The sequence below is a fragment of the Alteromonas sp. genome (genome assembly GCF_984505615.1).
On the sequence record NZ_CFHOXV010000001.1, the window covers coordinates 320,733 to 337,111 of the forward strand.

Here is a 16,379-nt window from a genome sequence, read left to right on the forward strand (position 1 = left end):
ACTAATGCATGCCCGGGCCTCCCGTCGCTTTGTACACGCTAAGCTGGCTTAAGGTCACATTCAACTGAGATTGAATGTGACCAACCTTCGCATCTAACCATTGTTGTTGCGCCATCAGAACAGGCAATTCACTGCTCAGGCCGGCTTCTGCGTCTGTTTTTGTCAATGTAAGTCTTTGGGTTATGCGGGACAGCGCTTGCTGACTTTGCTCCAGTTGTCTTCCGGCGCTGTTAGCCTGCTCAATGGCACTGTCTACTTCTGTCCATGCCGATAACACTTGCTGTTGGTATTGCACAATGGTTTGCTGTTGCGTAATTGATTTGATCTCAACCTGACGATGAAGTTGGTTCCGGTTGAACAGCGGTAAGTAAAAGCCCGGGCCAATTTGCCAGTTTCGCGACGACCATTCGGATACCGCACTGCTGCTTAGTGCTTCGATGCCCACATTACCTGTTAACTGGAATTGTGGGTACAGCGCCGCTTCTGCAATACCAATTTCTGCGGTCGCCGCTCTTACTTTGGCTTCTGCGGCGCGAATGTCCGGGCGCTGGCTTAACACACTGGAAGGCACGTTGAGCGTAGAGAGCACATACTCATGAAACGCATCGTGTGGCCCTTCCAATAAAGGTGTCAAAGCACCTGGCTGAGCACCCACCAACAACGAAAGCTGATTGGCTAACACATGTACTTCACTGCGCTGACCGTCCAGCGTACCGTTTAATTGGTGAATTTGTGCTTCTAACGCTAAACGTTCTGATTCATCTCCTAACCCTGCAGCAATCCAGGCTTCCTGTATAGATAATTGAGTATGCAGGTTTGCCAGTTTTTGCTGCTGCAATGCCAGTACAGCTTGCTGCGCGCGGTATTGTACATACCGGCGCATTAATTCTGTCGTTAACGACAAACGTAAATCAGCCAGTTCACTTTCTGCTATTGTCTGCTGAGCATCTGCAGCATCAATCTGATTAGCTACTTTTCCCCACAGGTCAGGTTCCCAACTGGCATCAAAGCCCGTTGAGTAAACGGTAAAAGGTGATGCCAAAGCATCTATCAGGGCATCCTGTTGCTCACCAGAGGACGACAACTTTATAAACCGGGTCATACTGCCGTCTTCACTCAACCGCTGCCTTTTCACACTGCCTGAAAAGCCAGCCTCAGGCTCGCCACCGCTTCCGGCTACCTGCCGGTAAACTCGACTGCTGGCAAAATTCAGCGCAGCCACCTGTAAGCTCTGGTTATGCTTTTCTAACATGCTGTGAAGCGTCATCAGCGTCTTATCGTCTTTTAGCCAACGCGACACCGTGTGGTTTTGTGTTTGACCATCAATGCCGTGCAAAGACGGCCAGGTCAACGGTACTGCCACCTCAGGTTTTTCATATTCAGGACCCAATTTTGTGCATCCCGACATGGCCAGTGCAGTGATGAGCGTAAAAGAAATAAGCGAAACTTTCATATGATGGATGTCCTTATGAAGTCCTGTGTCTGAAAAGCCAGCTGGCTACCGGCAGAGTAATGGTGGCGATAATAATCAGCGGGATCATCTCCTGATAAACGTCAGCAAACGTTGCCCCTTCAAGATAAACACGCCTGACAATATTGACCGAAAAACGCAGTGGATTAACGTAGGTAATATCCTGCATTAATTCAGGCATGTTGGTCAGCGGCGTGGCAAAACCCGACAACAGCATGAGCGGCATGAGTAAAACAAAGGTATACAGCATGGCTTGCTGCATATTCAGAGAAACAGCAGAGATAGACAGACCGATCCCCACACTTGCCAGCGTAAATAAAAATAACCCTGTATAGAGCGTCGGTAACGCCCCCTGAAAGGGGATCTCAAACCAGTACCGGCTGATAAGCAGCACCAGCGAAGATTGAATAAGCCCTATACACACCGACGGCAGCGCTTTGCTGATTAAGATTTGCGAAGGCAGGCTGGGTGTCACAAGTAACTGATCAAATGTGCCCTGCTCACGCTCTCTGGCAACGGAAAGTGCTGTAAGCATCATTGTTTGAATCATGCTCAGCGCGGCAATCATTCCCGGTAAAATAAGCCAGCGCGTTTCCATATTCGGGTTAAACCAGGCGCGGGTTTTCACCTGCACAGGAAGCTGCCTCCCAAGATCCTTTTCCGCATTGTAAGACATGGTAATGGCGTTAAAGCTGCCAAGGGCCGCGTTAGCTGTCGCTGAATTCCGGCCGTCGACAATAAGCTGTATCTGGCTACTCTCCCCGCGGGATAATTTGTCTTCAAAGTCAGCGGGAAAATACACCACCATCAGCGCTTTTTGATTACCGACAATGTCAGCAATTTCCGTACTTCCCGACAGCGTGGCCACCTGGTTAAAAAGACCGGCACCCTGCAGTTTCTGCAGGACCTCATGGCTGGCCTGACTGTCACTTTGATCGAGCACGGCATAAGGCACCTCTTTCAAGTCAAATGTGGCGGCATAGCCAAACAGCAGTGTTTGCATAATGATTGGCATGATCAAAATGACACGGCTTGAGGGATCTTTTAAAACAGAAAGAAATTCTTTCTGACACAAATTGAAGATAAGAAAAAAATAGCGACGGACACTTCCCATAGTTTAATCCAGTGTCTTTTTAGTAAGAAAACGGGCAAGACTGAGTAACAACACGGCGTAAACTGTGAGCAGCCCCAAATCTTTAAGAATTACGGGCCAGAAATTACCGGCCAGAAACACCGTTCGCAGCAGTTCGATAAAGTACGTGGCAGGAAGCAAACTACCAATAACATGCACGCCGGCGGGTAAATTACCTAAATCGAAAATAAAGCCGGAAAGCATCATCGCAGGCAGGAAGCTGGCCAGGATAGCAATCTGGCTTGCCAGAAACTGGTTGCGCGTCAGTGCCGAAATAAGTAGCCCGATTGCTAATGCCACCAGCATGTATATCACTGACCCCAATACCAATACCCAAAACGCGCCCTGAATGGGCACATGGAAAAGAAAAGTCGACGCCAGCACACACAACACCAGGCCGATGATGCCGACACCAAAATAGGGAATTATTTTAGCCAGAATGATTTCAGCAGGCCGGACCGGGGTAACAAAAAGTGCTTCCAGTGTGCCCCGCTCCCACTCGCGGGCCATGACGAGCGCGGTGAGAAACGTGCCCACCAATGTCATGATAAGTACGATAAGCCCGGGCACAATAAACCATGTGCTGGTGTTGGCATCGTTAAACCAAAGCCTTGGAACAACAGTCACGCCTCCGGATTGATGCGCGTTTGCTCCGAGGCGGTCTTGCTGCTTTGACGCCCACACACCGGTGAGCGTTGAGAAATAGCTACTTATCGAAGAGGCCCGCGTTGCATCGCTACCCAGCACGATGAGCTGAATGTCTGCATTTCCAGTTTTTAATTTGCTGGCGAAAGTGTCATCGAGAATGGCAATGGCTTCGACGTCCCGCGCGCGCAACGCCTTTTCAGCCTGTTGCAACGAAGTCATCTCACTGGGTACGAAATAAGGCGAAAGCCTTAGCGTTGAAACGAAATCATTAGTCTCTGGCGCAGGCCGGGTAGTCACCACGGCTAAACGAATATCTTTCACATCCAGCGTAACGCCAAAGCCAAAAATAAAAATGAGCGCGATGGGTAAGCCAATACCAATCAGTAGATTACTTTTATCACGTAGTAATTGCCGGGTTTCCTTTTTTACCAATGCCCGCAAGCGAACCGCAAAGGCGCGAACAGGACGGGACTTAGTAGACATCAGCGGCCTCCCCGTCTCGTTTTTGCCGACTTTGCGCAATGATACTGATGAAAGTCTCTTCCATACTCATTGCCGAATCGCCGTCTATGCCAGCGCGTATCTCCTCAGGCGAGCCCATGGCAAGCTTTTTACCTGCATCCTGAATCAAAATCTTGTCGCAGTATTCAGCTTCTTCCATAAAGTGGGTGGTAATGATGATGGCCGTGCCGGTTTTTGACAATGCCGTGATACGTCGCCAAAAAGCCCGCCGGGCTAACGGGTCCGCTCCGCTGGTTGGCTCATCGAGAAACAATATATCGGGCTGGTGCATAAGGCTGGCCGCCATGGCTAACCGCTGTTTGTAGCCTCCGGGTAATGACGCACTTTTTTGCTGTACGTGAGAGGCTAAATCAAATTGAGAAATCACCCGGTCAATGGCTTGTTTTCGCTGCTTTCCCCACAGCCCGTATGCACCCGCGAAGAAGCGCAGGTTTTCATACACGGTTAAATTGCCATACAACGCGAATTTCTGTGACACATAACCAATGCGGGAACGTGCGCCGGCAGCGGCGGTTCGTAAGTTTTTCCCGGCTACGTCCAGCGTGCCTGATGTGGCGGGTAACAATCCGCAGAGCATCCGGAAAGTCGTTGTTTTCCCCGCACCGTTTGGCCCTAATAAGCCAAAGATATCACCGGGATAAACTTCAAAAGACGTTTTGGCAACTGCCGTAAAGTCACCAAACTGTTTAACCAGCTCATTAACAGACACGACAGGCTTATCGTGCGTTTGAGATTGCCCGGTATGTTGGTTTTGCTGCGCCAATGAGGATACATCCACTGCGGCGGGTCTGATATGGGTCTTCAAATGCATCATAAACGCATCTTCCAGGCGGGGAGGCACAGATTCAGACTGCGCGGCCTTTACCTGATGCACGATGGCTTTTATGTCTTTATCTTGATGCAACACGCAGCGTACCCGCCCCCCTTGAGGGACAGCATCGATTACGTCCTCTTCGTTATCAAGCAGTGCACTTTGTAAATCCCGTGGCTTTTGGTTTGATGAGGGGGTCACAACAAAACAGCGATCCTGTGCATCCTGCTTCAACGTATCTGGCGCACCTTTAGCCAGAATAGCCCCTTCGTTGAGCAAGTACACCTGATGACACCGTTCTGCTTCATCTAAGTAAGAGGTACTGACCATCACGGTGAGCGACTCATCTTCCACCAGTTGGCTGATAATTTTCCACAATTCTTGCCGTGACAGGGGGTCAACGCCAACAGTGGGCTCGTCAAGCAGTAGGAGCGCGGGCGAGCGCACCAGCGTGCAGGCCAGACCGAGCTTTTGTTTCATGCCGCCGGATAAGTTTCCCGCCGGTCTTGAGGTAAAAGCAGAGAGATTCGTCATAGTCAGCAGGCGCTCATACCGCGCCTCACGGGTTACTTTATCCACGCCGTGTAAGTCTGCGTACAAATCCAGATTTTCCTGTACGCTTAAATCTTCATACAAACCGAATCGCTGGGGCATGTAGCTAATTAAATTTTGTACCTGCTGTGCGTCTGTCGTGGTGTTATAGCCAAGTACACGTAAGCTGCCATCAGAAGGAACCATCAACCCTGCGACCAGGCGCAGCAGCGTGGTTTTTCCTGCACCATCGGGCCCCACCAGAGCGGTGAGTTCCCCTTTCTTTGCTTCGAAATCTATCTGTTTGAGGGCTACGGTTTGCTGACCGTCTCCGTTGAATTGTTTAACCAGCGCGCTGGCACTCACCACCGGTTCACTCATGATTAGCGTCCGTTGTTAACGAGCATCACAGTGGCAGGCATCCCCAACTTAAGGGTATTGTCAGCATCATCAACCCTGACCCGAACCTCATAAACCAGTGAGGTGCGCAAATCCTCTGTTTGCACATTTTTCGGCGTAAATTCAGCGACAGAAGAAATAAAGCTGATAGTGCCTTTGATGGTTTTATTCAGCCCGTCAACATGAACATCAACGGCTTCACCTACCCTGGTGGTCGCCAGTTGGGTTTCATTAATATAAACCCGTATCCACTTGGGTGACGTTAACGCCAACGTGATAACAGGACGCTGAGGGGTGGCAAGGTCGCCGGGCTCCATCAGTCTTGCCCGCACTTCACCATCACTGGGGGCGAGTAACACAGTGCGGCTTACCTGTTCAGCCAGTAAGGCTTGTTGTGAAGTCAGCACTTGTAATTGTGCTCTGGCCTGATCGATGTCTTCTTTTCTGGGCCCCTCTTCAACCAGCGCTAAACTGGCCTTCCCCTGTGCAAGTGCTGCCTGCAGCGCAACTACCTGATCCCTCGCCTCATCAATATCCTGTTGGCTTACGCCTTTGCCCTGTGTTTTGCTGTCAACTGATTGCAGTCTTTTAAGCCGGGCTGATGCAATATCCACATTTGCTTGTTGCTGCGCCACCACCGCTTTTGCCTGTGCAATCTCCTGGGGTCTTGAGCCCGCCTGCAACTTTGCCACTAACGCTTCCTGGGCGGCAATTTGCGCATTGGCCTGCGCCAGCTCAAGGTTTGCTACGGTATCATCGAGCCGGGCAATAATCTGACCTGCTTTAACCACATCCCCTTCTTCCACATTCACAGCTGTTACCCGCTCGGACTGAGTGAACGATAAAGACACCTGGCGGATATCGACATTCCCGAACAGTTTTGTTTGCTCAGCCCCGCGTTCAGGCCAAAACGTATAGACGGAAACTGCCGCCGCTACCGCGACGACAATGAGTACAGCGAGCTTTTTGTTCATAGAAGAATTCACTTGTGTAAGCATCAACGCATAACACAATATGAAATTCAAATTTGAATTTCAACTAGTACAGCGGTAAAGTGCCTGATAATTTACATAAGCGACCTGGTGATGAAATAAATGCAAAACCGAAAGGGCCGTGCCGATGGTGAAGAAACGAAAAAGCGCATCTTCGCCACTGCCGCCGAATTATTCGCCCAACGGGGTTATCACAACACGTCAGCCAAGGATATTTGCAGTGCAGCAGGCGTGAATGCGGCGGCAATCAATTATCATTTTAATGGTAAAGATGGTCTGTATGAGCAGGTATTTTCTGCGGCGATAGAACATTTTCTGCATTTAGACTTTTTACAGGCACTCGATGAGAGTCACGCAACAGCGCAAGACAAGCTGGACGAACTCATTGAGCATGTGGTGGCCAACATACTGGAAGAGCGAAGCTGGCACGGAAAAGTATGGGCGCGGGAAATTGTCACGCCGTCCCCCATGATTAATACCGTGTTAGTAAACGAAGCTCACACAAGGGCGAGCATCATCAAGAAGATGGTGATGGAGGCCAGCGATTTTAACGCACCCGACGATGACGTTACTCCTGTCTACGCCTTATTCACATTATTAGCACCTTGCATGATGCTGATGATAGTTAACCCGGAGCTGCCCACGCCGATCCAGCCCATTTTTTCACGCCCGCAAAGTGAACTTGTCGCTTACATTAAAAGCCTGGTGAGAAATCAGTATCCTGCTAAATAGCACACAGGCCCGCCGGGGTTGGCCACATCAATCGTGGCCACCACAGCAGCTGTCGTTATGCTCAGCCCAGTTTTTCAGTTTAGTAGTTTTACCGATCCCCGGGTTGAAGCTATTGGTCGGGTCGAGCTTGCGATAGAACGACTTCAGCGCATCTTTGGCAAAATACTCATGTCCCACGTTATGCTCTGCGGGGTACTCAGCATTCCGCGCATCGAAGGTTTGCAGTATTTTGTTTTTCAGCACTTTCGCATCCGCGCCTTTCTTCAACACGTAGTTCTGGTGCATTACGTGGCAGAACAGGTGGCCATAGTAGAGTTTGGTATCAACCTGCTCATCGATTTCTGCCGGCAGCTCTTCAAACCAGTCAGGATCGTTACGGCGTAATGCCACATCGATAGTCATCATCGCCCCCACATTTTTACTGTTCATAATGTGGTAGCGGCCGATAGCACCACCGGCAACAAACCGGTGCAGTATCGCTTTATCTGCTTCATCTTCCGTACATTCGAAGTAGCTGCCTTCATGGGTTTTAAAGAAATTATCCAGATACGCACGGGCTTCATCTACACCGTCGTTACTCATTTCTAAAATCCAGTGATGCTGGTACTTATCACGATACACTTCCATGCGGGCCGGTAAATGGCCGGGGAACAGATAACTTAAGTACTGCATGGTGCGATCTGACATTTTGTTTGGCAAAAAGCCCAGCTTGTCAGTGAAGGCATCAAACTTACGTTTAAAGGCAAACAGCTTAGGGATGAATTTCGCCCCCAGTTTGCTTATGACGATAAACATATCTTTTCCGTACTTCTTCGATACGTCGTAGCAGTCGCGGTGCAGATATTCACCGGAGTCCGGCAGGTTTTTAAAGGTAGAAAGAATATCCCGGCGGATTTGGGTGAACATAGCGGCATCATTGGAGCCTACATAGAACACCTGCTTTTTGTCCGGAATCGGAAAGGTATCAAGGCGTACAGCGAATACCGCCAGTTTCCCCGCACAGCCACTGGCTTCATGTAAGCGGCGGCCGTCATTGTTAAACCGTGAAGGCGTGTCTGAATTAACATCCCGCACACGCTCATCGTATTCGTTATCTGATGCTCTCAGCTCAGGGAAAGCCACATCGTCTGCTACGTAGTTTTGCTGTTGCAGGTTGGTCAGAATTTCTTCCGGTGACTCACCCAGGTGAATGCCCAGATTATTTACCAGCGACAGCTTGCCACTCTCGTCAATTTGGGCAAACAGAGACATTTCTGTGTATGCAGGGCCACGTTTAACCAGCGCACCGCCGGAGTTATTGCAAATCCCGCCGACGATAGATGCACCGATACAGGATGAGCCAATCACAGAATGAGGTTCACGACCGTAAGGGGCGAGCTTCTCTTCCAGACCAAACAGTGTGCTGCCCGCCAGCCCGACAATTTGCTTACCTTCGTCGATCAGCTGTATATCATCAATACGCATGGTGCTGATGATCACCAGCGGACGGTCGTAATCTTTACCATCCGGCGTTGAACCGCCGGTTAAACCGGTATTGGCAGCCTGCATGATAACGGCCACATCCGCTTCCACACATAATGTCAGTACCCGCCAGATTTCCACTAATGTTGCCGGACGGACCACGGCCAGCGCTTCACCGGAACCGAAACGGAACCCTTTACAATAAGGCTGTTTCTTTTCTTTATCGGTAAGTAAGTGGGCTTGTCCAACGACGTCGCCTAACGAGGAAATCAAAGACTGTGTATCGGTTTGTCCGCTCATAGGTCTCTCTGGCAGGTTGTACTGACGAAATTTCAGGCCACGCACTATACACTAAATTAAGAAGCGTGCGAACCCGTTGACGCCCTCGCAGGCTTTCTGCGGGCTGGCCTGCGGCGGGATGGCGAAGCCTTTGTCTGCGGCTTTTTATCTCCTGCATTTGCCTCTTTTTGCTGTTTAGGCTTCTTCGGCTTCTTAGGTTTTTTGGGCGCTGACAGGGTAGTCTCTGCTAACTTAAGATCCGGCTCAAATCCGCTTAATGTTTCCCGTGGCAGCAACTTCTGGATAAGGGTTTCAATATCCTTAAGTTGTTGTAATTCATCAGCACTAACCAGTGACCATGCCTGACCGCTGGCACCGGCACGACCTGTCCGGCCAATACGGTGCACATAATCTGCTGCGGTATTGGGTAAATCCAGGTTCACCACCACCGGTAACTGGGCAATATCGATTCCACGTGCAGCGATATCTGTTGCCACCAGCACATTAACCGTACCGTCTTTAAACTCGCTTAGTGCACGGGTACGGGCGCCCTGGCTTTTGTTACCGTGAATGGCAGCGCTGGGAATACCGGAATTGGTCAGTCGGGTAGCAATCCGGTTAGCACCATGCTTGGTACGGGAAAATACCAGTGTCTGGCGCCATTTCTGCTGCTTAATCAACGCTGTCAGCGCACCAACCTTCTTCGATTTATCCACATTGACCAGGATCTGCTGAACCTCTTCCACGGTAGTGTTAGGTGGCGCTACGGAAATCTTAACCGCTGACTGGGTAATCGATTCTGCCAGGGCTGTTACGGTAGGCGAAAACGTAGCAGAGAAAAGCAGGTTCTGACGTTTAGCCGGCAACAGCTTCAGCACACGTTTGATGTCATGAATAAAACCCATATCCAGCATGCGGTCGGCTTCATCAAGCACAAGTACTTCAAGCTGATCAAACTTCACCGCGTTTTGCTGGTACAAATCTAACAGACGTCCCGGCGTGGCCACCAGAATATCAGTACCGCCACGTAAGCGTTTCATTTGCGGGTTGATACCGACTCCGCCAAATACCACGGTGGTTTTTAAATTCAAAAATTCATTGAAACCACGAATATTGTCTTCTACCTGTGCGGCTAATTCCCGCGTAGGTGTCAGAATCAACGCTCTGACATTGTTACCCCGTGGCTTTTGTCCTGAAGACAGTTTTTCCATTATCGGCAAAGCAAAGCCTGCTGTTTTACCTGTACCGGTTTGCGCGGCAGCCAGTACATCTTTACCGGACAGAATAACCGGAATAGCCTGGCTTTGAATAGGAGACGGAGACGCAAACCCAAGTGCGGAAACCGCTTTTAATAACGGTGCACTTAAGCCCAGTTCAGAAAACTGCATGAAAACCTCAAAGAATGGAAAAAATGACTTACAGAAAAAACGGGCGCTACCAGTGAGCGCCCGTTATAAATAGGATAAGCGTTTGCTTACAGTACTACTACGTCAGCAGCCTGTGGGCCTTTGTTGCCTTGTTCGATAGTGAACTGAACGTTTTGACCTTCGCTTAAAGAACGGAAACCGTCAGATTTGATCGCACGGAAGTGTACGAAAACGTCTTTGCCGCCTTCCTGAGAAATAAAACCGAAACCTTTAGCTTCGTCGAACCATTTTACTGTACCAGTTACCTGAGACATAAATTACTCCAAAAAATAATAAGTTAAATTAAATACGCCTATTTACGTATGAGGTCTTTCAGGTTTGGAACAGGCGTAGATCAGTAGTTTTCCGGAAGTAATTCTGTGAAGACTTACAAAGAATATAAAGAAATAGCATTAACAAGTTTGAATAGGACCTTCAAAAGGCGCGGCGATGTTACCAGTTGTTTATCAGAATAGCCAGCTTATTTTTTAACCGGTTTTCAATGACAGAATTTTAATCTTTACCGGCCCGTTATTTTCTATATTTATGATTATAAAATCGCCATGCAGGAAATTGCACGAGCAACACCAATGCGCTTTATAAATCCGTGACTATACTCTGAATAGACCAAGCATATAAAAGTCACGCCATCCGGGGTTAATGTTTGAAAAGCCTTCGCACAGAAATTGCGGCAATAACGCTTATTTCTATTACCGTCATCAGCGCGCTGGTGATGTGGGTGTCGTTGCGTGTTTACGAAGGTCTTTATGAAGAGTTCGTCTCTCAGGAGCTGCAGGCTTTGTCTGAGAACCTCGCCAACGATCTGCTGCCACACATGGCCGCAGATGATGAGTTCCCGCTCATCAGTGTACTTTTGCGTTTAGATGAATATGACAATGTAGAATTTGCCCGCGTCTATAACACCCAAAACGAGATAGTTAGTGCTTACATCGGCTCTGCACTTGTTAAACACAGGCAGCATTCAGAAAATGAAAGCTCTACCGAAGATGTGAGGCTACACGAACTGGACTACGGACTGCATATTGAAGACAGCCATATCCGCGTAGTTAAAATAATTGGTGACCCGGCCCTGCCTCAGGGCAAACTGGTCATTTCCTATCTTATTGAGCAGTCACTTGCAGACAGCCAGAGAAAGTTCATCGTTGCCATAGTGCCCTTTGTTATTTTCATTCTGCTTACCGCTGTTTTTCTTGTACTGGAGTTACAACGCCGCTCCCTGCAACCATTGTTTAAACTCATTGAGAAAATGCGCCGCGTAGAAGAAACCAAAGATTACGCCATAGAAGTAAGCATTGAAGGTAAGTCGGAAATCAAAGCCCTCACCCACGGCTTTAACAGCATGATGTCAGACATCAACAAACAAACCGAACTTAACCGGCAGAAAAATAAGTTACTTACCCGTCAGCAGGAACAAATGGAAAATCTGGCGAACTTCGACCCCCTTACCGGATTACCCAACCGGCAGTTTTTAATGAAGTGCCTGAACATCGAGCTGGCCAGAGCCAAGCGGGAAGAAAAAGATGTGGCTCTGCTGTTTCTTGATCTCGACGGGTTCAAAATGGTGAACGATTCCTTCGGTCATGACGTGGGTGACAAATTGCTTTGTAAAATTGCTGATGTGATCAGTGACAGCCTGAGGCTGGATGATGTTGTCGGCCGGCTTGGCGGCGACGAATTTGTCATCATTCTTGGGGAATGCAGTTCGGTGGAACAGGTTGAAGAAGTAGCTGCACGGCTGGTTGAGGCTATCGGCAGTGATCAACTGGTGGATCAATGGAAACTGGAAACAGGCGCAAGCATCGGTATTGCGCTGGCAAAGGACTGCGACTTCAGCCTGACCACCTTAATGAGCAATGCGGATATTGCCATGTATCATTCCAAGCGAAACGGTCGGGGTCAGTTCACCCTGTTTACCCGCATGATGCAGGACGACAACCACCGTATGATCCGCATCTCTACCAGTATTCACACGGCGATTGAAAACAATGAATTCTTCCTTGTCTATCAGCCCAAAGTGGACCAGAGCAGTAAGGTGGTGGGTTTTGAAGCATTGATCCGCTGGTATAACCCTCACCTTGGCATGGTGTCACCGGCGGAATTTATCCCCATAGCCGAGCAGAGTAACAAAATATCAGTCATCACACTCTGGGTCATGGCGCAGGTATGCAAGGACGTAAAACACATTCTCAGACAATACGGAGAAGCCACAACGATTTCCCTGAATCTGTCAGCCAATGATTTAAAGGACGAAACGGTCACTGCTTTTGTTCTGGAAAAAATACGAGAGCTTGGCGGACTGGCTGGCGCCATTGAGTTCGAAATTACGGAATCAGCCTACCTCAAAAGTTTTCAGGCGGGGAATGCGTTTTTTGACGATCTTCGCGCACTGGGATGCAAAATAGCACTTGATGACTTCGGTACAGGGTATTCTTCTTTAAGCTACCTCACCGAATTCAGCATTGATACGCTGAAAATCGACCGCCAGTTTGTCAGTCAGATTGGTGTATCACAACGTTCAGAACTTATCACCGTCACTATTCTTGAGATGGCACGCCACCTGAAACTGAAAGTGTGCGCCGAAGGCGTTGAAACCCTGGACCAGGCAACGTTTCTGATAGATCACGGGTGTCACCTTTTACAAGGCTATTATTACGGCCGGCCAGAGCCGATTTGTGAAAATGATGAAGAGGACGGGTTAATTCCCGCCCTCGAAAGCCAGCATAGTATGTAGCAAACCCACTTTTCAGCCCGAGGTGTACAGCACTGTCAGTGTTTCCGGCAGCGTCACATCTGCAGGGAGATAGCCGACACTGCCCTGATTTTCCAGCAAATATTCCATCATGGCATCCACAGACTGCACCTGAACCGGTGCCTTATTTCTGCCGCTGAACCGCATTTGCGCCCAGTAAGACTGAATACGGGACTCTGTCAGGCCCACTATCCGTGCATTGAAGATAAGCCTGGTTTGCGCGCCGGGGACAAGTGTTACCGGTTCAAGCCCGGACGAAGCTCCGCCCATAAACAGATTGCGCACTTCATGCTTTTGCATGGTGCCTGCCGGCTCTGCAAGATTCGCTACCACGATAATCTCGTCACTGGCTTTTGCAGGCTGTGACGACATTAACAGCGCAAGGGTGAGAGTAAGATTCATCAACTTCATCAGAATACCCACTCCAGTCCGAACTGGTACAACACGGCCTGACGGTCAAAGTTTTCGGAGCCCGCTTTTAACTCGAACAAAGAGGTTTTGCCGGGCTCACCGTCTAAAAACGTTACTTCCGCTTTCAGTGCCATGCCCGGGCGGAAGTCCCATCGCCCGGTCAGAGTGACAGAATCCAGCACATCGGTGGGAAATCTGGCCTGCAATTGCTCCACGCCGTAGTAGAGCATATCAAGCTGAGGATCCAGACCAACGGGGATAGTGTTGTTCAGTTCCCCGAGGATCTGATTGGATTTGGCGTAGGTCACAAGTAACTGGTAATCACCGAAATAGCGTCCCAGCGTGACATAATAGTTTTCAATACCGGCCAGAATATTAATGGTGGATTCCACGTCTACATATTCTGCAGACATAAACCAGTCCAGGCTGTCGTAGCTTATTCCCACAAGGTAGGCATCCACCCGTCCTGTTAATGAAAAATAATCAGCTAAATCATCAAATCCGGCGGCTTTCAGTCCGCCGGTCAGCTCACCCAGACCGGCAATGTCCGCTTCCACGTCGGCAGAAATAAACGTGGCACCGCGCAGTTGCCAGCCCCGGTAACTGATTTCGGCGATGCCGCCGTACATCTCCTTAACCTCAAGGTGAAAGCTCTCACCGCTGGCTTCAATGTCATCCGAAAAAGAGCCGTAATATCCTTCCAGTCCAAAATAGACATCGTCAATGTTGAACTGATAGCGGGCGTTCCCTCCTTCGTAGCGGGGAAAGAACAGATAGCTGCCGTACAACTGTCGGGGAGGAGATATCCAGGGATAGGCGTATCCTACGTCAAATACGTCAGAATACTGGAGATAAGGTGTACGCAACCGGCCTGCTTTGAATTGCCAGTTTGCGTTGGGTTCATAGCTTAAGTAGAGCCATTCCAGCCCTGAGCCGCGACTTTCATCACTGTGCAGAAGCACCTGCCCGGAGACCGATACCGTGCCGGTCAGGGCATAATCAGCCTGTAAGCCCAGCAATGACTTCTCTGAGAAGCTGACTTTATTCCCATAGCCTTCAAAGTAAGCCTGATCAGTATCCAGATACCCCGCCACCACGCGGGCGAACCCTGAAAATTCCACGGGGAAGTCGTCACTGGCATTATTGCAGGGTGAGAACAACAATGCGGCAGTGAAGACACCTGTTAAACCTGACTGTTTCAACCTGTGAGATCACTTTATCCAAACTCATACCTGTTTTGAGTATTGTTCAAAGTGTCATTTTTGCCAGCCGGTTTATGCAAATTTTTGCAACTGCTCAGTGTAAACGCTGATGTCCCCGTACATTTTCTCTACCCATTGCAGATTGTGGTAAGTATCAAGATAACGCTCACCACTGTCACACATCAACGTAACGATAGACCCCTGCTCTCCCCGGGATTGCATTCCTGCAGCCACCTGCAATGCGCCCCACAAATTAGTACCGGTAGAGGCGCCGGCGCGGATCCCGGCAATATCTGCCAGCCAGTGAATGGTGGCAATACTGGCTTTGTCTTCCACCTTCAGCATTTTGTCGATGACATCCGGCTGAAAGGACGCTTCTACTTTGGGCCTTCCTATACCTTCAATGGCACTCCCCCGCTGACTGGTTAACGTGCGGTCTCCTGATTGATAGCTGTCGTAAAACACGGAATGCTCAGGATCCACAACAACCAGCTCTGTCGCCAGCCCCTTGTAACGGATATAACGGCCAATCGTCGCTGAGGTACCGCCCGTACCGGCGCTCATGACCACGGTGTGGGGCACACTGTGAGGTTCAGCGGACATCTGACCAAAAATACTTTCAGCAATGTTGTTATTACCCCGCCAGTCAGTGGCCCGCTCAGCGAACATGAACTGATCCATAAAATAGCCGTTACACTCCTGCGCCAGCCGGACGGCTTCATCGTGCATATGGGTGGGACATTCCACAAAATGGCAGCGTCCACCGAAACGGGTGATCAGGTTAATTTTGCTTTGTGCCGTGCTGCGGGGCATCACTGCAATAAACGGAATACCCAGCATACGGGCAAAATACGCTTCAGACACAGCTGTGCTGCCGGAGGATGCTTCAACGATAGTCGTGTTTTCACCAATTTTGCCGTTGCACAGGGCATAGAGAAATAAGGAACGGGCCAGACGATGCTTTAAGCTGCCGGTGGGATGGGTACTCTCATCTTTCAGATAGATATCAATACCCTTCAGATTGAGTCCTTCAAGCTTAATAAGGTGCGTATCAGCGGAGCGCTGAAAATCCGCATTAATTTTTCTGATCGCCTCTGCAACCCAGTTTTTCATAGTGAGGTCCGTTTGTGTTTGTATGAAGTCAGTATAAAAGCATCAGCAGGGAATCTTCCCGCATTTTTTGGCTGCAGGCCCGGTGCAAGAGAAAAATAATTGCAGACCATGAACTTAAAAGAGAATAAAAATGCAAAGAGACACGCTTACCGCTGAGCCAGACATTAAATATCATTAAACCATACCGCAGACTTGTTCTGTACTGTCTGATATCCGCTATGCTACCTGCCCGTAAAAGAGGAGCTTGTATGACACCGGCAGAATTGTCCCGCGTAGTAGAAATGGCCTGGGAAGACAGAACACCGTTTGAAGCAATAGAGAAACTCTACGGACTCAATGAGTCTGCAGTAATAAAGCTCATGCGAAAGGAGATGAAACCGTCATCCTTTCGCATGTGGCGAAAACGTATGCAGGGAAGACAAACTAAACATCTGAAGTTGCGTCATCCTGGCATTGAGCGCGCCTATTGCCCGACACAGTACAAACGCTGATGGCTCTC

At 49.3% G+C, this 16,379-nt stretch carries 14 protein-coding genes; 3 read left to right on the plus strand and 11 right to left on the minus strand.

Features of this window, described 5'->3' with window-relative positions:
- Position 1: 1 nt before the first annotated feature.
- The 5 genes from AC4PME_RS01300 to AC4PME_RS01320 are packed head-to-tail and all read right to left on the minus strand — an operon-like array spanning position 2 to position 6,488.
- Positions 2 to 1,453, minus strand: coding sequence for an efflux transporter outer membrane subunit (locus AC4PME_RS01300; protein ID WP_491044456.1), 1,452 nt, complete (start codon positions 1,451 to 1,453; stop codon positions 2 to 4).
- 13 nt (positions 1,454 to 1,466) lie between these two features.
- The gene (locus AC4PME_RS01305) at positions 1,467 to 2,585 is read right to left on the minus strand and encodes an ABC transporter permease (protein WP_119502453.1); all 1,119 of its coding nucleotides are present in this window, start codon (positions 2,583 to 2,585) and stop codon (positions 1,467 to 1,469) included.
- Positions 2,586 to 2,588: 3 nt separating this feature from the next.
- Entirely contained in the window at positions 2,589 to 3,734 is a 1,146-nt protein-coding gene (locus AC4PME_RS01310) for an ABC transporter permease (RefSeq protein WP_491044455.1), read from the minus strand.
- Positions 3,724 to 5,496, minus strand: a complete 1,773-nt coding sequence (locus AC4PME_RS01315; protein ID WP_491044454.1) for an ATP-binding cassette domain-containing protein — start codon at positions 5,494 to 5,496, stop codon at positions 3,724 to 3,726. Before AC4PME_RS01315 ends, AC4PME_RS01310 begins: the two co-directional genes overlap by 11 nt.
- 2 nt (positions 5,497 to 5,498) lie before the next feature.
- Positions 5,499 to 6,488, minus strand: a complete 990-nt coding sequence (locus AC4PME_RS01320; protein WP_491044453.1) for an HlyD family secretion protein — start codon at positions 6,486 to 6,488, stop codon at positions 5,499 to 5,501.
- 120 nt (positions 6,489 to 6,608) lie between these two features.
- Between AC4PME_RS01320 and AC4PME_RS01325 the strand changes: the two genes are divergently transcribed.
- A complete protein-coding gene (locus AC4PME_RS01325) occupies positions 6,609 to 7,238 on the plus strand; it encodes a CerR family C-terminal domain-containing protein (protein ID WP_491044452.1) in 630 nt (209 codons plus the stop codon).
- Positions 7,239 to 7,265: 27 nt separating this feature from the next.
- Here AC4PME_RS01325 and dld read toward each other — a convergent pair whose 3' ends face one another.
- The 3 genes from dld to cspE form a co-directional block, all read right to left on the minus strand.
- Positions 7,266 to 8,999, minus strand: a complete 1,734-nt coding sequence (gene dld / locus AC4PME_RS01330) for a D-lactate dehydrogenase (RefSeq protein WP_490709943.1) — start codon at positions 8,997 to 8,999, stop codon at positions 7,266 to 7,268.
- A gap of 56 nt (positions 9,000 to 9,055) precedes the next feature.
- Positions 9,056 to 10,366 carry a DEAD/DEAH box helicase gene (locus AC4PME_RS01335; RefSeq protein WP_119502458.1) on the minus strand — a complete coding sequence of 437 codons (1,311 nt, stop codon included), beginning with the start codon at positions 10,364 to 10,366 and terminating at the stop codon, positions 9,056 to 9,058.
- A gap of 86 nt (positions 10,367 to 10,452) precedes the next feature.
- On the minus strand, positions 10,453 to 10,659 hold the full coding sequence (cspE, locus tag AC4PME_RS01340) for a transcription antiterminator/RNA stability regulator CspE (RefSeq protein ID WP_119502459.1): 207 nt from the start codon (positions 10,657 to 10,659) through the stop codon (positions 10,453 to 10,455).
- 389 nt (positions 10,660 to 11,048) lie between these two features.
- Between cspE and AC4PME_RS01345 the strand changes: the two genes are divergently transcribed.
- Positions 11,049 to 13,136, plus strand: a complete 2,088-nt coding sequence (locus AC4PME_RS01345; protein WP_491044451.1) for a putative bifunctional diguanylate cyclase/phosphodiesterase — start codon at positions 11,049 to 11,051, stop codon at positions 13,134 to 13,136.
- A gap of 12 nt (positions 13,137 to 13,148) precedes the next feature.
- Here the strand turns inward: AC4PME_RS01345 and AC4PME_RS01350 are convergent, their stop codons facing one another.
- The 3 genes from AC4PME_RS01350 to AC4PME_RS01360 all read right to left on the minus strand — a co-directional run bounded on the left by AC4PME_RS01350 (position 13,149) and on the right by AC4PME_RS01360 (position 15,880).
- Positions 13,149 to 13,565 carry a hypothetical protein gene (locus tag AC4PME_RS01350; protein ID WP_181013635.1) on the minus strand — a complete coding sequence of 139 codons (417 nt, stop codon included), beginning with the start codon at positions 13,563 to 13,565 and terminating at the stop codon, positions 13,149 to 13,151.
- Positions 13,565 to 14,767, minus strand: coding sequence for a hypothetical protein (locus AC4PME_RS01355; RefSeq protein ID WP_491044450.1), 1,203 nt, complete (start codon positions 14,765 to 14,767; stop codon positions 13,565 to 13,567). Before AC4PME_RS01355 ends, AC4PME_RS01350 begins: the two co-directional genes overlap by 1 nt.
- Before the next feature lie 72 nt (positions 14,768 to 14,839).
- On the minus strand, positions 14,840 to 15,880 hold the full coding sequence (locus AC4PME_RS01360; RefSeq protein WP_491044449.1) for a PLP-dependent cysteine synthase family protein: 1,041 nt from the start codon (positions 15,878 to 15,880) through the stop codon (positions 14,840 to 14,842).
- A gap of 248 nt (positions 15,881 to 16,128) precedes the next feature.
- Here AC4PME_RS01360 and AC4PME_RS01365 point away from each other — a divergent pair, with 248 nt between their 5' ends.
- On the plus strand, positions 16,129 to 16,371 hold the full coding sequence (locus AC4PME_RS01365; protein WP_474843397.1) for a TIGR03643 family protein: 243 nt from the start codon (positions 16,129 to 16,131) through the stop codon (positions 16,369 to 16,371).
- The last annotated feature ends 8 nt before the right edge of the window (positions 16,372 to 16,379 follow it).